Raw genomic sequence first — 21,444 nt, forward strand, 5'->3', positions numbered from 1 at the left:
CATTCGTATAAAAAACCTGACAGCCCGCTTCCCGCAGCTGCCAGGTTCTTTGAGTACCTCTTACAAATCTCCCAGCAGATTAGCGATGACTTGCGCACTCTCGGCGCGGGTCATGCTCTCCTGCGGAGCGAATTGCTGATTGCCGCGGCCCTTGATCAACCCCGCCTGTCCGGCGATGCCGGCTGCGTTCTTCGCCCAGTCATGAATCAGGGCGTAGTCACTGAACGCTCCTGCAGCTATATCCTGGCTTGCATTGCTTGCATTGCTTGCATTGCTTGCATTGCTTGCATTGCTTGCCTGGCTTCCCTGCAAATACTCATAAGCGCGGACGATCATGACCGCCATTTCCTCACGGGTAATGCGCTCATCCGGAGCGAAGGCATCCTTGCTGCGTCCAAGCACAATCCCCGCTTCATTTACAGCGGCAACAGCTCCGGCATACCAGGATTTGGAATTCACATCAGCAAATGCCGGTGTACTTCCCGCCTTAAGGCCAAGCGCCCGTGTAATCATAGCGGCGAATTGCGCCCTGGTTACTTCCCCTTGCGGATTGAATTCTGTAGCCGAAATGCCTTCGATAATATGCTTCGCAGCCATGGACTTAATGACACCGGCCGCCCAGCTGCTGCTGCTGACATCCGAGAAGCTCTTGTCATACTCCAGCACTGCATACTGGCTGAAATGCTGTACATCGGCAGTAAACTTACCGTCAGCCAGTGTTCCGCCCATGTATTCAAGGGCACCGCTGGCAGCAATATAGTAGACGCCGAGCAGGCTGCGGTTCGCATTAGGATCTACAGTGAATGTAAGGGTCAGCGGCTTGTCAAAAGCGGTTACCGGCACGGCCGTGCCGTCCGCAGCAACTACCTCCAGGCTGAAGCTGATTACATCACTTGCTGCCGACAGCTGAACGGAACCGTTGACAGCCGGATTGTTCATCAGCTGCTCCGCAGCAGCCTTCGCAGTCTTCACGGCTGAAAGCTTAATTCTCGCCCCCTCCGGTTGTCCTCCTACACCCGCAACCTTCTCCTGAATGCTCTGCAGCACTTCCGGTGTCAGGTCGACCGCAACCGTACTCCAGGCGAGACGCAGGGTATTCTCTCCTGTAAATCCTGATATTCCTGCCGGAAGCAGCACGGATTCTGTAGCATCCGTGAGCTGAACCGTTATTGTCCCGCCTGCCGGAGCCGCGAAATCACCAGGGGCAAGAACCTTCTCGGTCTGCGGCTGCGGCGCCGGTGACGGCGTAGCCGCTGGTGTTGGTGCTACCGTAGACACTGGCGCATCCGTAGGGGCCGGTGTTGCCGTTGGTGCAGTTGTCGGCTCCGGTTCCGGCGTCGGCGTAGGTGTTGGTGTCACCGGCGGCTGTTCTGCTTCGCCTACAGTCACCGTTCGGGTCACCTCAGCAGCTGCGTTGCCTGCTGTATCCGTCACATTATAATGGTACAAATAGGTGCCAGCTGCCGATGTATCCAGCGTCAATACTGACTCCCCATCCTTCGTAATCGCCGCCACGATGCGCTCCGTAATGTCGCCGTCGCGGTCATCTGCCGCAGTAGCTCCGGCATCGGTATAGCTTGCGCCATTCTCCAGTTGAACGGATGCTTCTCCAAGCAGGGTTATCACCGGCTTCGTTACATCCGGATCAATGGCAACCACTACGGTTCTTGTTACTTCCTCCGCTGCATTCCCTGCGGTATCACTGACATTATAATGGAAGGTATAAATATCCTCTACCGCCGTATCCAGCTCTGTCAGGCCGTATACTTCACTGGTCACTGTTGTAACGATACGGCCAGTTATATCGCCGTCCTGATCATCAGCAGCCGTTGCACCGGCATCCGTATATTCCGAGCCAACCGGCAGATTAACTCTCGCCTCGCCATTCAGGGTAATCACCGGCAGATCGGTATCCGGTACCGGCAGCGTAATTGCTCCGCTGGCCGAGCTATCCGCCTTCGCCTCTCCCTTGCTCAGCGTAACCGAGAAGGTGAAGCTGCCATCCTTGTCGTCTGTTGCTTGCTGGAAAGGTGACAAGGTAATGTCACCCATGGTAACCCCGGTTTCACTGAAGCCGGGCAAACCGCCGATGGTCTGCTCCAGCCAGGCCTGAACAGCCTCTTCGCTGTTTGCCGTTTCCTTCCCTACATTGTAGGCTGCGCCTTCAATAATGCTCTTGGCTTCATTGACTGCCTGCTCATTGGCAACGCTAACCTTATCTCTAGCTACAGCTACATAGCTGATTACTGCAGCCTGACTGAACGTATTGTACACTGAATAGGTCACGGTACCGCTCACTGGCAGCGTGAAGTCATGATTGACCGCCGTACCCGCAGAACCTGCAACCAGGCCGGTACGAACCTTCTCAGATACGGCTTTCCCCTCAGCATCAGAATAGCTAAGTGTAACATCCATCGTCCGGCTGCTGTTGCTCCACCAGTCCAGATGATAGGACGTAATCGTATATTTCCCTGCATTCAGAGGCAGCTTGTAGACCAGAGGTGTATTCTTCGTATTGGAGCTGTATACTCCAGTCTGGGCTTTGTCTGTAGCAACTACTGCTCCGCCAAGTCCCTTTGGACTGTAGTTAGCCGTAATGTTGGTATGTCCCCAGACCGTATCCCCTGTCGACAACTGATCCGCCTTGTCATTCAGCAGGCTGTCCCCGACGAAATTCCTGATGGTTGTAAATGGCGGTGTTACCCCGTCAGCGGAGACACCAGGGTCCAGGAAATATACGAGACCAGCAGGCACCACTTCCACATACGCTATTGTCTTCAAATTTCCGAAAGTACCGGTTACAGCTACCCGCTCATATGGAGTGTCGAAGCTGACTGCGTCTACATTCCATTTCACAGCCACCTGCACCTTGCTGCCGTCAGCGCGCGTTGCTTCCAGCTTGGCCGGCAGGTTAGGCTTCTTCCCGGCATAAGTAGCCGTATCCTGAGGAGCGGCAAGTTCCCTCACATCGCCTACAACCAGCCCGATATAGGCAGATGTCAATCGCGCTTCCAGCTGCGCTGCTCCTTCCTGATCCAATCTGTACAGCACGGGATTATTCAGTGCTGCCTCAGCTGCACCTAGCGCATCTGAGAATAACTTCCAGTCATTCTCCGGGAATACATCCTGCCGTGTGATTTCCTGCGCGTCCTTCACGGCCTGCTGAAGCGCAGCAGTGTTCACGTTACCTGCAGCTCCAACGGCGATAACCCCAACAGAATCCACAGCTAATGTCCCGCTCAGCACCTTGATCTGGACCGTGTGCTCTCCGTATTCCAGCCCGCGGAGCATGAAGGTCTGGTACAGCTCCTTCGATGCTGCAGCAGCGCCCGAGAGCACTACAGTCCGGCCGTCCACGCTCGCTTCCAGCTTGGCTGAGCCGTCGTTCTGGCCCAGAATATCGAGTCCGGTGCCGGTAAATGTGTATTTCAGTACCGCACCCGCAGCCTGACTGGTCGAAAGGGAACGCTGGTACACATACATCCCTTTGCCATTCTCATGGGTCCATGCACCCTCGTAAACCAGCTTGGATTGCGGAACCGCAGCCAGATCGTACATCTCCAGATTATCCAGCAGCTCTGAATAATAAGGAGTATAGCCGTCTACCTTCTCCACCTTCAGATTATCGAAGCGGACATGATAGAAGCCGCTTGCCAGCTGTACACGTCCTGACAGCTTCGGATTCGGGTCCGTATAGGTTGTAAGCTCAACATTATCCAGATAGGCAGTGATTCTATCACCTGCAACCTGAAGAGCAATGTTATGCCATGCGTTATGTGCGGTATCGTAACCCTCAAGCTTCACACCGCCGGTGCCTGTAGCGGCATTGCCGCTGGCGACAACAGTACCGCTGGACAGCAGCTGCCAGCCGCCGTCGAACCAGAACTTCAGTGCGTATGGCGTTCCGCTTAGCGTCTGTGACCCGCCCTGATAGCGGGCTCCGACTGCTGCGTAATTGTTGCCGCTGTAAGTGCTGTTCTGCTCAAAAGACACATCGGCACTGACCTTATAGTTGGTCCAGCGGTTATCACCGATTGCTGTGACCGGGTCTCCGCCGTTCCAGGCACCGCCAACTCCTGTTGTAATCTGGTCCAGCTGCTGGCGCAGGACATAATTATCCGTATCGCCGATACGATACCCCTCGAAGGCTCCGTTAAGGTCCTGGGTATAACGCGGAATGACGCTCTGCTCACCGCCGCGGGAGCTGACATAGCTCTGCTCGCCGGCAATCACTCCGTCTTTGCCAATGACGGGAACGGTTTTGCTGCCGTAATTGAAGTCATCCGCATACAGAATTCCGTCTTCCGTATTCTGCACGGAACCTGTTGCATCGGTATCCAGCACTGTACGCTCTCCCTCAACCGGAAGGGCTGCTGGCGACTCCGCTGTGGCGTGGTTATCCAGCGTGCTTACAGTTACAATCGAGAACGGCTTCACTCTCACCGTGTATACACCGCTGCCGTCTGCAGCCGCATCGCCTAGATATTTCATATAATTGCTGTTAAAAGCCTGACCCTCATCCGCGGCACGGGTCTCCCATACTTCCAGGGAAGGGCTTCCTGTATAGCCCATGTTCACCGCCTGAAGCTTGTAGATCTTCTCATACTCGCTGTCATTGATAATGACTGTCGAGAAATCCTGCTTGCCCGGAGCAGCAAGTGTCATGTAGCTCGGAGTCCCGTTCCGTCCGCTGACCGGGTTCGTGCCGGATGCTCCGGTGTAGCTGGCCTTGGGCACCGCTCTCCAGACTCCTGCTGTATTATCCCCATTCTCCCAGCCCGTCTTGGCGAACCCGTTGAAATGCTGGAGAATAACCAGCCCTGCGTCATAGTGTATGAAGCCCGACCACGGGTCCCGCGCGCTGACCAGCTCCTTGAAGGAATACTGTCCGCCTTCATAGAAAGAGCCGATCGCCGGCTGGTAGATGAAGTGTGTCCGGCGGGAATTCACGAAGCCCTTAATGATGGTATTGCCCATTTCCAGCGGACCGCCGGTGCCGCCGATCCCCGTTCCGGCCGCTGACGGGTCCTTCATATTGTTGTTCGGGCGGAAGGCCGAGTTGCTGAAGGTTGCCTGCGCCTCACTGTTCCAGATTTCCTTGTCGAATTCTTCGGCCAGCCGTTTGAAGTTGCCTTTGCTGTCATCATCGGTGTTGTAATGATATCCGGCGGCCGTTACCGCCTCCCGCAGCGAAAGATCGCTGACCATAGCATCGCCGAAGGTGCCGATTCCGACCTCGTCGGAAATAATCAGCTTGATGTTGTGATACAGCGCTTCCTCCTCAGTGCTCTCGAAGCCTACAGTATCCGCTTTAACCTTGGCGCTGTATTGCTTGATCCAGTTCAAATCTGATGCATGCTCATTGACATCGGGATTGACGTAATCCACCATATAACCGTATTCACGGTAAGCGGCCAGAATCGTATTTTTGTACCATGTATAAATTTTATCGTTGTTATTATTGGCCCAGGCTGGAGCATTCCAGCGCAGGAAGCTTACCTTAACCGCAGGATTGATGGCCTTGGCATCAGCCGCAAGCTGGAAGCCGGGATGCCGGGTTACATTGGCCTCTTCATTCTCCGTACGCATCGTCGAAGGGTCGGGACCTGTAGAGTTGTTGCGGTCATTCCCCATCTCAATCTTGACATGGTCGATCAGCGGACGGTCGCCGCCGAACAGGACCTGCAGCAGCTGCGCATAAGCCTCTGGCTGCTCAGACTTATAGTCCATCAGCAAGGCGCTGGTACTGTTGCCGCTCAGCACGCCGAAGCCTTTGAACGTCAGGCCGTTAACATTGTCTTCCTTAATATCGTTGCCGTCGAGCAGAACTTTGACCGTAGAAGCTGCGGTCTGCCGGGCATCATCAAGCTCTTGCTTGATCGCACCTTCGGCAACAGCGAACCAGCTCAGGATCGGCTTCTCCCCGGATACTGAAGCATAGGTCAAAGTCATAGGACTGCTGACATCAATATCTCCGGGAATGGTGAATTCACCGGAAATAAACTTGGTCGTAGAGGTGTCAAATTGCGTGAACGTGATCGTCTTGCTGTCCCCGGCGGTATTCTTATACTCCAGGCGCGGCTCTATCCCGCGGTTACGCGTGCCGGAGTACCATTCATAGAAACCGCTGCTGAGTGTATAAGTGCCCGCATTAAGCGCTTTCAATTTATAAACGATATGATTGCCGGACGGATCTGCCCGCAGGCCAACCTTCCATATGGACGGTTCCGTCGCCGGATCGGCAAGTCCCCCGTCTTTGGAGTTCTTTACCTTATTGCCGGTATCATCGAAGCCCCATTCCGTTGTTCCGCTGACATATTTCTGATCCGGTAACCCGTTAAGCAGGCTGCCGCCGGATAATATTTTGACCGCTTCGTACAGGGGCGAGGCTCCAGGAGGATTCCCCAAGGAATCGCCGCCTCTGCCGCTGTCCACGAAGTAGACGAGCGGACTATCAGCCGGCGGAATCACTTCCACATTCGCCACCACCGGCCCGCCGTTCGCGGTTCCGTTCACGGTTACGGTGTCATACGGCACATCGAAGGTGTCTTCGCCGATGCTCCAGTTCACAGCCGCAGTCTGGCCGCCAACATCAACGCTTGCCGGCAGAGTCGTACCTGCCGTTGTCTTTGCTCCCATATAGGCCGCTGCATAGACCGTATTTACAGTAGCAGCAGATGCTGCCGGCATACCTAGTGCCGGAAACATTCCGGCTACAAGTGCTCCTGACATCAATACTGAGAATAGCCTTTTCTTGACACGGGTTGTGCTGTTCATTCATTCATCCTCCTCTTGTTCAAATAAGTAATCGTATCCATTGCGTTGTTAGAAGAATATTTTCTTGGACAGACCTTTGCCTTACCTCCATGATTGGTTATAAAAAACCCGGCAGCCACGAAAAGATGCAACTGCCAGGCGCGTTACTTGTTCTAGCCTTTAATCCCCGACGCTGCAACACCTTGCACGAAGTACTTCTGCAGGGCCAGGAATACAATCACTACCGGAATGATAGAAACTACACTTGCTGCCATGATCAGCCCGTACTCCGCAGAATATTGCGAGATGAACATCCGCAGACCGATCTGAATGGTCTTAAGCTTCGTATCTGTCAGATAAATCATCGGCCCCAGGAAGTCATTCCAGGTGGCAACGAAGGTGAAGATGGTGAGTGTGGACAACGCCGGCTTGGACAGCGGCAGCATGATTCTTGCCCAGATGCCGTATTCACTGAGTCCGTCGATCCGGGCGGCTTCACACAATTCATCAGGTACTCCCTGATAGAACTGGCGCATCATGAACACACCGAATGCCGAGAACGCCTGCAGCAGAATGATCGCCAGGTGGGTATTGTTCAGTCCCATGTAACGCATCAGGATGAACTGCGGCACCATGTAGGCCTGCCAAGGGATCGCAATCGTTGCGATATATCCCAGGAAGATAAAGTTCTTGCCCCGGAAATGCAGCTTCGAGAACGCATAGGCCGCGAAGCTTGAAGTCAGCAATTGCAGAATCGTTACGATAATCGATAATTTCGCAGTGTTAAAAATAAACCGTCCGAGCGGAATCCGCGTCCAGATATCCGTGAAATTCTCCCAGCGCGGATTCGCCGGAATCCACTGCATCGGGAAGGAGAAGACATCCTTGTTAAGCTTGAGCGAGGAGGACAGCATCCATATATATGGAACCAGCATCGCCAGCACGGTCGCAAACAACAAAATATACACAAGAACCATAAGGCTGATTCTAAGTCCTTTACTTTTTCCAACCATATCTTTTGAATCCTCCTATTGTCCGTATTTCTTCTCGCCGCGGAACTGGACGATGGTGATGCCAAGTACCAGCAGAAAGAGTACAATCGCCATTGCGCTGGCATATCCGTAATCAAGTGAACGGAATGCCGTATTGTAGATTTGATAGACCATAACCCTCGTAGAGTCGTTGAGCTGGTTATCGGCGCCGGCAAATAGGTTGATAAAGATATCGTAGACCTTGAACGAGTTAATGACCAGAATCATCAGTACAAAGAAGGTTGTAGGTGCCAGCTGTGGCACGGTGACATTGCGGAATCTTCTCCACGGGCCTGCGCCGTCCAGCTCAGCAGCCTCATAGAGCTCAGGGTTAATTCCCTGGAGTCCTGCCAGATAGATGACCATGTAATAACCCATATTTTTCCACACTGTGAAAAGAACTACGGTAAACATGGCCCACTGTTTATCTGCCGCCCAGCGGGGAAGATCCTCCAGCGGGATACCGGTAATGGTATGCAGAATGTTGTTGATCGGACCCATGGTAGGACTGAAAATGAAGTTCCATACCGCCGCAACGGCTACCAGGGAGGCCACATAAGGGAAGAAGAACACGGTTCTCATGAAATTACGGCCCATAATCTTCTGGTTCAGCAGAATGGCCAGCGCCAGCGCCACAATCATGGTCAGCGGTACAACTCCGATGGTGTAGACAATGGTGTTCCACAAGGCTTTGTGGAAGGTTGAATCTTTGAGCAGCCGGGTGAAATTGTCCAGCCCGATGAACTTCATCGGATTGGCCCCGTCCCATTTCACAAACGCAAGGACAAAGGCAAATATCATGGGTACCAGTGTAAACAGGGCAAATCCGATAAAGTTCGGCGCAATGAAGCTGTAGGCAATCAGGTTATCTTTAACCCCTCTTGACATACGTCTTTTTGGGCTCTTATTTGTATGCAATATGGTTTCGTTCTGCATTGTTTCTCCTCCAAACCTTCTAAAGCTTTCCCAAATCTATTATGCGAAGCAGATAGATTCTTATATTTTATAAAAGGCGGGCCTTCGCCCGCCCTTATATCCACCGCCCTACTCAGAACGGTTAATTGTTCAAGAGCTCTCCTACACGTTTGTTCATATCCTTCAGGCCTTCATCAATCGAAGCGTTCTTCGTCATGATGTTATCGTGGGCTTCATTCAGGATAACCTCGATATCTGCACTCTTTTCATGTATAGGCATTTCCAGATAAGTCTGAACAGTATTTAGTGCAGCCTTACTGTTCTCGTCTGCAGGGAAACCGTCGATGGAAGTAATGGAATTGATAACTTCATCGTTCTTGATGGCCGGAATGGTTCCGGTAGAAGCAATAACCTTCGCGCCTTCTTCACCGGTTACGAAGTTCATGAACTCCAGTGCGGCTTCTTTGTGCTTGGATTTCTGGTTTACAGCCAGGGAAGTAATCGTACCCAGAGTTGTACCGGCTTCTACACCGTCAGGATGAGGGTATTTCACAATGCCCCATTCTGTCGATTGGGATTCGCCGCTCTTCACTTTCTCGATCTGGGTGGCAATGAACCAGCTGCCCATGTTCATCATGGCAACGGAGTTGTTGTAGAATACGCCGGAATAATGCGTGCTGGAAGTCTTCAATGTAGCGTAATCCATCACGATACCGTCTTCCTGCTCTTTCAGAATCCGCTCATAGGTAGGCTTCAGGAAGTCATAGTTGCCGCCGACCACTGTGTTCTTGCCGTCAAGAATCCCAAACAGTTGAACCGCGCTCCGCCAAGTGTGGTAGTGGGCACCGTATACTTTTTCGGAACCGCTGCCGGAGGTCATCTTGCGGGCCAGCTCATCATATTGGTCGAAGGTCATATCGTTGCTCGGGTATTCCACTCCTGCTTTGTCGAACAAAGCTTTGTTGTAATAGACCACCCAGAAGTCACTGCGGAAAGGAAGCGCATACACCTCGCCGCCCACTTCAATCTGCTCTACAGTACCGCCGTATACGGAAGGATCAATGGAATTTGTGCTCATGTAGCTCTTAAGCGGCTCCAGATGATTCTGCTTCACCAGGTTCGAATAGCCGGGAATATCTTTAATGGTAAGAACGTCCAGGTCTGCACCGCCGGAGAGCTGTGTGCTGAGCATGGTCATATAGTCCGTGGAGCCAAGGTCAACGTATTCAATCGTTACATTCGGATGTGCAGCTTTATAGGCATCAATCAGCGGTTTGTAGTAAGCGGTTGCTTCCCAGTCCCACAGTGCCCATTTCAGAGTCACAGGCTCCTGGCTCGGTTCAGCGGAAGCGTTTGCAGCGTTACCCGCCGCAGGTGCGGTTGTTGCAGCAGCTTCATTATTGGCGTTGTTCCCGGAACATCCGGCCAGCATGCTCACGGAGAGCGCTGTGGCAAGGGTCATGCCATAGAATCTTTTTAAGTTCATTTAAATATCCCCTTTTCCTTCTATTGTTCTAGCGGCGACCGGCTTATCCGGCCTTAGTTCAAAGTGTAAGCCTTTTCAGGCGGGATTGGGATGCAATATCAAACACAGATCATTCACTTTTCTGTGCTCTTCTCCCCCTCGTCCGGGTTAAACCTGTAATATCCTATCCGAAACATGTAAAATTCTCAGCTTATACTCCTTGCCCTGTATTGAAACGCAGGAATATGATAAGGTAGATGAAAACGCTTAATATGCTTTCACAGTTTACAAGGGAGTGTTCACTACGGTAAGAAAATCTACTATTAAAAGCCGCATCATTCTGCTCATGGCCGTATTCGCCCTGCTGATTGCTACGCTGCTGTCTTTTTTCAGCTATGAATTGATTACTTATTATCAGCGCAAAACAACCATACAGGCGACCGAGTTCAACCTGCAGCTGGTATCCCATATTATTGAACAGGATCTGATTGACCTGACGGCCCTGGCCATGACCTGCAGTACGAACTCTTCTACTAATACCCTGCTTACGGAATATTTCGGATCACCGCAGGCAAGCCCTAAGCAAGCTGTTAATGTATTCAACTCGATGCAGCAGGAATTCCTGAACAACCGCTCCAACAGCTACGCCCGCCGCCTGATTGTTACGGATAGCAACGGAAAGTTTCTGCAGGTGGATAAAACCGGCACCTCCGTTCCGCTTACGATACACAATATCGGGCAGATTACCGGCCTTAGCGAGGATGCCGAGGAGAAATGGGACCGGGTGATCAAGGACCCGCTTTCCACCTCGAATGGAATCCCCTTTGTGTTTCCGATTTACGGCAAAGGGGCAACCCGGGTTGGGACGGTATACCTGTTAGCGAATACCTCTGTCATTACCGACAAGCTGAGAGGGTACACCCTGCCGAAGAATTCCCGGCTGCTGCTGACACTCGGCAATCATCATTATCAGCTCATCGGTGACCAGGTCACCGCCATTACGGAACCGTATGAACCGGTGGCCTATACCAATGAAAAACCTGTCGGCCCGCAGACCGAGCTGTCCATGGTCAAGCTGACAAACGATGAAGAAAGCCATATCGTGGTATCTTATCCAGTACGCAGCGGGGTCATACTATCGCAGACTCTTTCGAACGACCTGTTCGCACCTAAGGCAAATATCTGGATTCTGGTCATGCTTGGCGTCGTCCTGCTCGTTATTGTCTTAAGCGCTATCATTACGCTGTATTTGACCCGTACAATCAGTCTTCCGGTGGAGAAGCTCAAGAAGCGCATCGATAAGATTGCCCAGGGTAATTTCCTGATAGACCGCAATATTGAGTGGAAAAGCGAGCTTGGCGACGTCGGACGCGGCATTAACCGCCTGTCTCAGGATATCGTGGCCCTCATGGACAGCCGGCTCGCGGACGAAAAGCAGAAGCAGGAGCTGGAATACCGGATGCTGCAGAGCCAGATCAATCCGCATTTCCTCTACAATACACTGAATTCGATCAAATGGATGGCCACGATCCAGAATGCTACAGGCATTGCGGAGATGACGACCTCCTTGTCCAGACTCCTCCGCAGTATTGCCAAGGACAACCGGCGGCTGATGCCGCTGAAGGATGAGCTAAGCCTGCTGGATGACTATTTCCTGATACAGAAATACCGCTATGGCAGCACGGTCACCATGGTCAAAGACATTGAGAATGAAGAGCTGCTCACCGGCCTGATTCCGCGCTTCACGCTTCAGCCGCTGGTGGAGAACGCGATCTTCCATGGCATTGAGCCCAAGGGCCGAGGCGATATTGTCATCACGGTTTCCAAAAGCGGATTCGCCGATATCCTGGTCATGATCGAAGACAATGGTGTCGGCATGAAGGAAGAGCAAATCTCCACAATTCTATCCGTTCCTGAGGACGAATCCAAGGGAATGCTGGAGAATGTCGGACTGCGCAGCGTGAATGAACGTTTGCAGCTGGCTTTTGGCGGGAATTACGGCTTGTCTATTGAGAGTGAACTTGGACAATATACCATCATGAAGCTGCTCCTGCCCTTCCTGCAGAGAGAGTAGCTAAGTACAAACTGCGTTACAGTCCCTTTTAGGACTATACCTTATCCGCTCGACGTTGCCCAGTAACAGTAACTGTATATAAAAGTGCTGCTATGCTTAAGCAGAACCGCCCTGGCTGTGAAGCTGGGGAGCTGCTGTAGATTAGGGAACTAGCGGCTGGAGCTGACTGAAGAGCTGACTGCTGACTAAGAGCTGACTGCTGACTAAGAGCTGACTGCTGACTAAGAGCTGACTGCTGACTGAAGAGCCGGAAACCAGCGGTTCCCTCAAGCAAGTGGAAAAATGCATCTTAATTGTTCGATTTCGCAGGTTTAGGGGCAATTAAGTGGAAAAATGACATCTACTACTTGAGGTTTCAGCTACTTTGAATGAAATGAGATCATTTAAGTGCTTTTTATCCAACTGCTGTTATTGCAAGGCTCCCTCGCTCATCAGCAAGTGGAGAAAATCCAACTGCTATCATTCCATTCTGGTGTTTACATCAAAGAGTAACAGCTTTGACGTCCCAGTTATCATATGACATATATAAACTCTTATATTTAGCAAACTTAGCAAGGATGTGATGAACGTGATCAAATTATTAATCGCAGATGATGAAGCCCTGGTCTGTATCGGCCTGCAGTCCATGCTGAAATGGGAGCAGTTCAATATTGAGATTGTCGGCATTGCCCACAACGGCGCACAGGAAGAAGAGATGATCGACACGCTCCGTCCGGACATCGTCATCAGCGATATCAAAATGCCGATTAAAAGCGGTCTTGAGGTAGCCGGTTCGGTACGCAAAAAGTACGGCCGGCTGCCGCTTTTCATTATGCTGACCAGCTATGAAGAATTCCAATACGCCCGCGGAGCGATTGAAGTGCAGGCCACGGATTATCTGGTCAAGCTGGAGCTGACCCCGGAGGCGCTGTCTGAATCCATCCGCAGAGCGATTGGCATACTTGAGACTTACCAGGCGATGGAGAGCTACCCGAAGCTGGTCCACCGCGGGAATATCCAGGCCCAGCGCGATAAATTCTTCATCCGCCTGTTCAATAACCTGTTCGAGAACAAGAACCAGTATCTCCTGCAGAAAGAGGATCTGGACCTGGATTTGCCAGGGGCTGCCTATCTCGTCTGCACCTGCCGCATTCTGGGCCCGGATACGGTTCCGCCGCGCGGGGATAAGCTGGTTGCCTTATGCTCCAGCACCGTACAGATGGCTAAGGATACGCTCTCTTCCGTCAGCCCGTGTTATGTAACCAGTCTGGATCTGCGCAATTTCGCCGTGGCGCTGCCGGTCCCGGGCACCGATCCGCGGCTCTGGATGCCTGACATCCAGAAGCTGCTTGGGGACATGGCCTCCGTGCTGCACAACTACTTCAATGTGACGATCATTGGAGCCATCGGGTTCGCCGTCGAAGATCCGTATCTGCTGCGGGAGAGCTATCTTGCCGCCCGGAAGGCGCTGCCGGCCGCGGTTAAAGAGCGCTCCTTCGTCTTCTTCACAGAGGGCGAGGCACTGGCGCAGGAGCATCTGCTGTTCGATTTCTCCGAATCACGTTCGGAGATCCGCCGGGCTTTTGAAGAGATGGATACCCGGGCCTTGTACACCATTATCTCCAGAATGATCGAAATCTTCGACGGCCGGTCCGACCTGCTGGTCCCCGCCACCGATGCCGCCTGCAATATCCTGTATATGGCCACTTCCCTGCTTGCGGACGGGGAGAACATTGTGGAGCAGATATTTGAGAATGAGCCGGAGGGCTACCGGGCCATTTATCAGATGCATACTATAGAAGAAATCGCCGGCTGGCTGATCCAGTTCCGGGACGGATGCTCGAACATTCTTTCCACCCGCAGACAGAGCTATAAGGAGCAGGTCGTGAAGAATGTCCAGGAATATATCAAAAGAAATCTCGGCAGCAAGCTGTCGCTCAATCAGGTGGCGGATGTGTTCAATTTCAGTCCCAACTATCTGAGCCATCTGTTCTCCAAGGTCGCCAAGGTGAACTATGTAGAGTATATCACAGAGATCAAAATCACCGCCGCCAAGGAAATGATGATCCGCGGGGAAGGCCGGATCTACGAGATCTCGCAGAAGCTCGGCTACGAGAGTGCCTTTTACTTCAGCAAGGTATTCAAGAAGGTCACCGGGCTCTCCCCCCGGGATTACATGCAGCAGATCGAATCAGGTACGGAGGATGTGCGGAGTCATTGAGCTGAACGTGGTTGGGCGGATGACGGATGCCTATATATGCGAAGAGCCCCAAGCAGCCGTTACACGGCAGCCTGAGGCTCTTTTTCACATAATACAATTATCAATATCAACCCTTCACCGCAGACCCAACGGTCATGGCACGCTCCACCTGCTCACTCAGCAGCAGATAGACCAGCACCATCGGAATCGAGGCAATGGTCATTACCGCTCCCATCGCTCCCCAGTCGGTGCTGTATGAGCCCTGGAAGAAGAGCAGGCCGAGCGGCAGTGTCTTCATGTTCTCGTCCGAGATCAGAATGTACGCCAAAGTGAATTCATTCCAGTTGTTCAGGAACTGGAAGATGGCTATCGTAGCGATGGCTGGCAGAGCCAGCGGCAGGATAACCCCGCCGAACAGGCGGTAGATGCTCGCCCCATCAATACAGGCTGCCTCTTCAATTTCCCGGGGAATGCTGACCAGGAAACCATAGAATACCATCGTGGAGAATGGAAGGCCAATAGCAATGTACGGGATAATGAGCGCGCCGAAGGTGTTGGTCAGATGGAAGTCGCGGACCAGGATAGCCAGCGGAATCATAATGACCTGCAGCGGCATGAACATCCCGACAATCATATACGTCCGGACAGCCGAGCGGAATTTCCACTGCATCCGTGCCACGGCGAAGGCGAACATTAGCGCCAGTAAAAGAATGCACAGCGTAGAGATGGTAGAAACGACGAAGCTGTTCATGAAATACCGCGGAATATTGAACTGTGTCCAGGCATTCACGTAGTTCTCGAAACGGAAGTGTGTCGGGAAGCCGAACGGATTGGTCACGAAGATTTCGTCATTATTTTTCAGGGAATAGGAGATCATCCAGAACAGTGGATAAATGGATACGATAAAATACAGCCATAGCGGTATTTGCAGCAGGATTTGGCCGATGGACCGGAATGTAGTTTTTGAATTCATGTCGTTCTCCTTTCCTTACGCGTTCTGTCCACGGTCGAATACCTTGTTAATGACAAGCGTAGCCACAAGTGAGATCATCACAAGCAGAACGGATACTGCGCAGGCATATCCATAATTGCTCTCCATAAAAGCATAACGGTAAATCATGAAGGTCAGCGTATAATTGGTGGTCCCCGGACCCCCATTGGTCATAATTAGCATCTGCACGAATGCCCCGATCCCGGAGGTAATGGCGATGGTGAAGCAGAATTTGAAGGTCTCGCGCATCAGCGGCAGTGTTACATGCAGGTGGGCCCGCCATTTACCGCAGCCGTCAATCGTAGCAGCCTCGAAGTAATCCTCAGGCACAGCCTTAACTCCGGCATACAGCAGGGAGAACTGATAGCCCATGAACTGCCAGGCATTGACAAAAGCAATAGCAATAATAGACTGGGTCGGTGAGCTAAGCCAGTTCTGGCGGTAAGGGATATTCAGCAGCTCGAACAGCTTGTTCACCAGGCCGTTCGTCGGATCGTACATCGCAATCCACAGCTGGCACACTACAGTAACAGACAGCACTACCGGGATGAAATACGCCGTCTTCAGCAGCTTGCGGCCGCGGATCTGCGGATTGGCACAGACGAGCGCCAGGATTGTCCCCAGACCAATCTGGAATACGGCCAGCACAATGGCGAACAGCAGCCCGTTCTTCAGTGAAGTGGATAACAGCGGATCGCTGAACAGCTCGCGGTAATTAGCCAGACCCGTGAAGGCAGCCGTACTCAGCCCATCCCAGTCGTAGAAGCTCCGCAGGACCGTCTGCAGGACCGGATAGATAAGGATGACACTGTATAACAACAGGGCAGGGAGCAGAAACAGCGCCAGCGCCGGTTTGTTTCCCAAGTATTTATTCATGCGGTTCTTCTCCTCCTTGCATCATTACAGCCGGGCCCCGGGGCGAAGGCCACAGAGTCCGGCTGCTACCCTCTATTTATTTTCCTTATCCAGCGTACGGTTCAAATTCTCTACGAACTGATCTGTAGTGAATCCGTCTACCAGCATGTTCTGTGCGTTGTCATTAATCGCATTCTGAATTTGTGTATTGCTCAGCAGCTTCGCGTATTCCTTGGCATTAGGCAGCAGTTCATTGGCAACCCGCTGCATCATGACAGGCACGTCTGAAGCGATTGGCTTGTCGGTTTTTGGTGAAATAATCGGGCTGCCCAGCTGTGTGTATTTATATTCGGCTGATTTCGCTGCCAGGAATGCTGCTACCTTGACAGCCGTTTCTTTGTTGGCACTAGCCGGAGATACGGCATAGCCCTGCGGTGAGCCTGCACCATCAATATAATATTTGGACGCTTCATAGGTCGCTTCGTCCTTGGCCGGCCAGTACATCCAGTCCACCTGGTCGCCCAGCTTCTCCGCTGCGCTGTAGATTTCCCATTGGCCGTTCACGAACATCGCGGACTTGGCTTGATAGAACTGCGAGGAAGCCTGATCATAGTTCGTGTTCGTGGCGTTGGCGTCGAAGAGCTTGGCCTGCTGAAGCTGTTCAAGCTGCTCCGCTGCGGTAACGAACGGCTGCGACAGCTCTGTCATTCCCTGTTCACCCAGTGCACCGAAGCCCTGAGACTCTTCACGGGTCACGAGTCCGTTATAGAAGGCGGCGCTGATCCACTTTTCCTTGGCGAAAATCGACATGGGCACATACCCTGCTGCGTTCAATTTCGCGGCGGCAGCTGCCAGCTCATCAATCGTCTTGATCGGTGTGGCGATACCAACCTCATCGAAGATGGTTTTGTTATAATAGATCAGCTGGAACTCGATGCCGGTATCGGGATAGGCATAAACATGGCCGTCCGGTGCGACAAGGCGCGATTCTACACCCGGATTAAGATTTTTCTTGTACTCCGCAGTAGTCTCATAGTCATCCAGAAGCTCTACATTTTTCGATTTGGCAAAGGTCTGCAGGGTGGCCCAGTCTGTGAAGTAAATATCCGGCATGTTCCCTGTAGCAGCGTAAGTTTTAAGCTTCTGATAGCCATCCTGCACCGCAGGATCAAGCTCAATCTCAACCTCAGGCATTTCCTTCTTCAGCTCTTCCACCGCATAGTCGAAAGGGCCTTTGGTATCATCGTCAAAATGCTGGGCGTATACCTTAATTTTGACTGTACCTCCCTCTGCGGCTGTGTCCGCAGCAGGCGTGTTGTCCGAAGCTGTATTTCCGCCGCCGCAGGCAGACAGCAGTAAAGCCATGGAAAGCGTTATCATTAGTGCGCTTAAACGTTTGTGCTGGACTTTCATAATGTGAATCCCCCTCATGCGAGTATGTTGTCCTAAGACTCTGATCTGCTTGCTACTTTCACATTATAGCTTCCCGGCAACGCTTATCTTAAGGCATAAAACGGGCCTTACCCGTAAAAAACGGGACAAAAGCAGCAGAGGCTTGGCCCTCTTCTATAAGGACGGCGCTGTTTCTGCGAGCGGGTGCTTGGTATGCGGGACTGGCGGGACTGGCGGGACTGGCAGGAACCTGGGCAGAACTGCCGGGACTGGCGGGAACCTTGGCAGGACTTTGGCGGAGCCCTGGTGAAATTTTGTATAAGCTGGCTGCCAATGGAGCGGACTCAGATTCCGGTAATGGGCCGATCACACCCCATTTCGGGCTCATATGAACAAGATAACGGAATCTCAGTCCGCTTCACGCGGCTTACGACCTATCCCGAACGGCATGCGCATCTTATCCACATTAGAGTAAGATCACAACTCCCCTTCATGCGGAAACGGCTACACCATCCTCCAAGGGGCGGTATCCATTCAGCGTGAAACATATGAATACTGACACGCCAATTACAAAATAACCCCAATTCTTATATTTGAGAAAAAGCGGTCCCCTGCCGGGAACCGCCTCTGCCGCCCAGCCGGGGCATCCGGCTTAAACGGATATGAAATTTCGGCCGCCATGGTTTCACAGCTTCCGGTGCACGATTACTTTTTGACCAGCTGCTCGTATTCCGTGGGTGTCACGCCGAAGCGCTTTTTGAAGCTTTTGCTGAAATAATTCGGATCTGCGTATCCGACACTCTCCGAAATATCCGCCAGCTTGCGGTTGCCTTCCAGCAGCAGTATCCGGGCTTTTTTCATCCGGATATGGGTAATATGGTCAACAATCGAATAGCCGGATTCCTTGCGGAAGACACGGCGCAGATAGCTGGAATCCACGTATACACCGCGCGCCACCTGTTCGGCTGACAGATTCTCATCCGCGTAATGCTGTTCAATATAGCTGATCGCTGCGGCAAACAGACTCGACGCCTTGGTCGGCTTCACATCCTCCGTCAGTTGAATCACTCGGCGGTACAGGCCAATCAGCCATTCCTCGGCCTTATCCCAGGAGCCGCATTCCTTCAGCCTGTCATAAGGTGCCTTCTCCTCATCGTTGTTCCATACCCGGTGAAAAGGAAACCCCCGTTCACCCGCGAAGGTTAACACCAGGGACAGAAGCCCCATCATCATCGCATCGGGATATTCGTCTCCCCACTTGCTGCCGCGGAGCTGGCGGATGGCCTTGCGCACCTCCTCCAGGATATCCGCGTCTTTCATCCGCAGTCCCAGCACAATGGTATCACGGATGGAGCTGAGATCTGCCGCCTCTTGTCCCGTCTGGCCTGCCGCCGTTCCGCCTCCTTCAGCCGCCTGCTGCTCAGCCTCCCGCTCACGGGACAGCCCGGGCAGCTTCGTCCGGACACGGGTCAGCATCTCCAGCATTTCCTCTTCGTTGAACGGCTTCAGCAGATAATCCTGCACGCCCGTACGCACCGCCTTCTGCAAATATTCAAATTCGTTATGTCCTGAAACAAATACAATGACAATCCGCTCGAAGCGGTCCTTCAGCTTGCCCGCCAGCTCAATGCCGTCCATAAACGGCATATTAATATCGACCAGCGCCAGATGGGGCTGATGCTTCTCCGCTTCAAGCAGCGCTTCCTGGCCGTCCCTGGCTTCACAGCATACGCGGAACCCGTGCCGCTGCCAGTCCATCTTAAGCCGCAGATAATCGCGGAACAGCGGCTCATCATCAACAATCATCACCTTGTACATCCTGCTCATCCCTCTTTTCATTTGCAAGCATTGGCAGTGACAGCTCTACTACAGTACCTTCACCGGCAGTGCTTCGGACCGTTAAGCCATATTCCTCGCCGAAATACAGGCTTAGCCGCTGGCGGACACTATACGTGCCGATCGACCGGGCCTCGTCCTCCTGCGAACTTCCGGACATGATGGCTGCGGTTCGTTCCCCGTCCATGCCTACCCCGTTATCCGTTACTTGAACAATGACCTTGCCTGCTATAATGCCGGCCTGGATGCGGATGAAGCCCTTGCTCCCTTTTTTCTTCAAGCCATGATATATCGCATTCTCCACAAGCGGCTGCAGCGACAGCTTCGGAATTGGTGTACCGGACAGCTCAGGCGGAATATCGATCTCGTAGCGGAACACATCAGGGTAACGGATCTGCATAATCGCCAGATAATCATCCGTAATCCGCGCCTCCTTTTCCAGAATGATAAGCTCCCTGCCCTTGTTAAGCACCATCCGGTAGAAATCTGCCAGCGCCTTGGTCGTATCCCGTGCTTCCTCATTGCGGTCAAGCTCGTTCAGGACATAAATGGTATCCAGTGTGTTATACAGAAAATGCGGTTTGATCTGCGCGCTGATCAGGGCGAGCTCATACTCCCGCTTGCGGTTCTGTTCCTCAGTCACCTCGTCCAGAAGCTCTCCTACCCGGCCGACCATGAAATTGAACGCCTCGGCAATCGTACCGATCTCATCCTCCGTTCTCGCTGCCGCAACAGGCCGGAGATCACCGCTCACCACCTGGCGCATCGCCCGTGTCAGCCTCTCCAGGGGACTTGCCACCATCCGTGACAGAATGTTGGCCCCGAACAGGGAGAAGACCAGGCACAAGGCTCCGACCAGCGCTGTCAGTCTGACATTCTGCCGTACATCAGCTGTCAGCAGCTTCAGCGAGACGACATTGATCAGCTCCCAGTCCATCCGGCCGTAATGGCTGACCGTGACCAGATTGCCGTTGTCCTTGTACGAGAAGCTTGCCGCGTCCGGCAGACGGCCATCCTCCCCGATTTCGGCTGCTATCCCCGGCTCCACCGGCTGCAGCAGACTGCTCTTGTCCGCCGCTGCCACAACCCGCTTTTGTCCATCTATGAAATAATAGGCCTTCGGTGCAGCCGGATCGCTGGACTGCAGGAATGCCGACAGCTGTTCCTCTTTTATCATCAGAAACAGGGTGCCCAAGGGCTCGCCGCTGTCAATATTGATGACCATCTTCCCCAGGGTGAGCACTGCTGCAGCCGGATCAGGCGTCAGATAGCTCCGCTTGTCCATATCGAACCAATGCGAGATACCGTAGCTGTCCGCTCCCTTAACCCGCTCCAGCATGCCGCTTGACGCGATGCCTCCCTCATCCCCTCCGGAAGTATAAGAAGGATATACCGTCCCGTCCGTGCCGACGAATACGGCTGCATCCACCTCCCGGAAGATTGACAGGTCTGTGGATAGACGGCTCTGCATCAGATTGGCAAAACGCACCCTCTCCAGCGGCAGGGCCTGATCGCCCGGATAAGACTCGTAGAGGCGGTTGATGTTGGTAACCATAATATTGGCCGCAGTCTCTGCGCTGCGGAGGATATAGTCCGTCCGGGAGAGAATCAGCTGGGATTCATCGGCCACATTGCGTGTAGTCCGGTCAATCAGGGAGCGGCTGAATAAATGGCTGGACAGTACGCCCAGAATAAGCAGAGACAGGATAAGCAGCGGCAGAAATATGGCAATTACCTTGCTTTTGAAGCGCAGCCGGCCAAACCATTTCCTGATGAATGCGGTATATTTCAAGCTGTTCTCCTCCGCCCTCGAATGAATATTCAACATGGTAACATAATCACCACAGGTTTAGAAGCTGTAAGATTCAGCTAAATATCCGGGTTGTAAGCGCCTCTAAAAAGCCACTTGAAAGAAAAGGACGCAGGTGGTAGGATAAAAGCGAAGTTTTA

At 52.7% G+C, this 21,444-nt stretch carries 11 protein-coding genes; 2 read left to right on the plus strand and 9 right to left on the minus strand.

From position 1 onward, the window contains the following. Window positions 1-60: 60 nt before the first annotated feature. From P40081_RS38675 to P40081_RS24850, 4 genes are all read right to left on the minus strand, one after another. Window positions 61-6,777, minus strand: a complete 6,717-nt coding sequence (locus P40081_RS38675) for an S-layer homology domain-containing protein (RefSeq protein WP_156118683.1) — start codon at window positions 6,775-6,777, stop codon at window positions 61-63. A 152-nt stretch (window positions 6,778-6,929) separates the two neighbouring features. Continuing rightward, window positions 6,930-7,769: a carbohydrate ABC transporter permease gene (locus P40081_RS24840; protein WP_081970085.1), complete on the minus strand. Its 840-nt coding sequence runs from the start codon at window positions 7,767-7,769 to the stop codon at window positions 6,930-6,932. Window positions 7,770-7,784: 15 nt separating this feature from the next. After that, window positions 7,785-8,675 carry a carbohydrate ABC transporter permease gene (locus P40081_RS24845; protein ID WP_231575186.1) on the minus strand — a complete coding sequence of 297 codons (891 nt, stop codon included), beginning with the start codon at window positions 8,673-8,675 and terminating at the stop codon, window positions 7,785-7,787. Between the two features lie 169 nt (window positions 8,676-8,844). Beyond that, complete coding sequence (locus tag P40081_RS24850; RefSeq protein WP_042138909.1) at window positions 8,845-10,188, minus strand: ABC transporter substrate-binding protein; 1,344 nt, start codon at window positions 10,186-10,188, stop codon at window positions 8,845-8,847. Window positions 10,189-10,462: 274 nt separating this feature from the next. Between P40081_RS24850 and P40081_RS24855 the strand changes: the two genes are divergently transcribed. Further along, window positions 10,463-12,241: a sensor histidine kinase gene (locus P40081_RS24855; protein ID WP_042138910.1), complete on the plus strand. Its 1,779-nt coding sequence runs from the start codon at window positions 10,463-10,465 to the stop codon at window positions 12,239-12,241. A 568-nt stretch (window positions 12,242-12,809) separates the two neighbouring features. Then, window positions 12,810-14,441, plus strand: coding sequence for a helix-turn-helix domain-containing protein (locus P40081_RS24860; RefSeq protein WP_042138911.1), 1,632 nt, complete (start codon window positions 12,810-12,812; stop codon window positions 14,439-14,441). Between the two features lie 106 nt (window positions 14,442-14,547). On the opposite strand, the gene P40081_RS24865 is transcribed toward P40081_RS24860, so the two are convergent. The 5 genes from P40081_RS24865 to P40081_RS24885 form a co-directional block, all read right to left on the minus strand. After that, complete coding sequence (locus tag P40081_RS24865; protein WP_042138912.1) at window positions 14,548-15,393, minus strand: carbohydrate ABC transporter permease; 846 nt, start codon at window positions 15,391-15,393, stop codon at window positions 14,548-14,550. A gap of 15 nt (window positions 15,394-15,408) precedes the next feature. Next, window positions 15,409-16,287: a carbohydrate ABC transporter permease gene (locus P40081_RS24870; RefSeq protein WP_042138913.1), complete on the minus strand. Its 879-nt coding sequence runs from the start codon at window positions 16,285-16,287 to the stop codon at window positions 15,409-15,411. Between the two features lie 72 nt (window positions 16,288-16,359). Beyond that, a complete protein-coding gene (locus P40081_RS24875) occupies window positions 16,360-17,679 on the minus strand; it encodes an ABC transporter substrate-binding protein (RefSeq protein ID WP_042138914.1) in 1,320 nt (439 codons plus the stop codon). A gap of 684 nt (window positions 17,680-18,363) precedes the next feature. After that, window positions 18,364-19,476 (minus strand): response regulator, encoded by a 1,113-nt coding sequence (locus P40081_RS24880; protein ID WP_042138915.1) that lies wholly within the window; start codon window positions 19,474-19,476, stop codon window positions 18,364-18,366. Further along, window positions 19,454-21,286 (minus strand): sensor histidine kinase, encoded by a 1,833-nt coding sequence (locus P40081_RS24885; protein WP_231575187.1) that lies wholly within the window; start codon window positions 21,284-21,286, stop codon window positions 19,454-19,456. The genes P40081_RS24880 and P40081_RS24885 overlap by 23 nt, the downstream gene beginning before the upstream one ends. Window positions 21,287-21,444: the final 158 nt, after the last annotated feature.

Source organism: Paenibacillus sp. FSL P4-0081, assembly GCF_000758565.1.
Classification (GTDB): Bacteria; Bacillota; Bacilli; order Paenibacillales; family Paenibacillaceae; genus Paenibacillus_AQ; species Paenibacillus_AQ phytohabitans.

Bases quoted from the DNA above. Each gene is read 5' to 3' on its own strand.
- P40081_RS24865 (WP_042138912.1), bottom strand. From the start codon at position 15,393: ATGAATTCAAAAACTACATTCCGGTCCATCGGCCAAATCCTGCTGCAA.
- P40081_RS24850 (WP_042138909.1), bottom strand. From the start codon at position 10,188: ATGAACTTAAAAAGATTCTATGGCATGACCCTTGCCACAGCGCTCTCC.
- P40081_RS24875 (WP_042138914.1), bottom strand. From the start codon at position 17,679: ATGAAAGTCCAGCACAAACGTTTAAGCGCACTAATGATAACGCTTTCC.
- P40081_RS24845 (WP_231575186.1), bottom strand. From the start codon at position 8,675: ATGTCAAGAGGGGTTAAAGATAACCTGATTGCCTACAGCTTCATTGCG.
- P40081_RS24880 (WP_042138915.1), bottom strand. From the start codon at position 19,476: ATGTACAAGGTGATGATTGTTGATGATGAGCCGCTGTTCCGCGATTAT.
- P40081_RS38675 (WP_156118683.1), bottom strand. From the start codon at position 6,777: ATGAACAGCACAACCCGTGTCAAGAAAAGGCTATTCTCAGTATTGATG.
- P40081_RS24870 (WP_042138913.1), bottom strand. From the start codon at position 16,287: ATGAATAAATACTTGGGAAACAAACCGGCGCTGGCGCTGTTTCTGCTC.
- P40081_RS24840 (WP_081970085.1), bottom strand. From the start codon at position 7,769: ATGGTTGGAAAAAGTAAAGGACTTAGAATCAGCCTTATGGTTCTTGTG.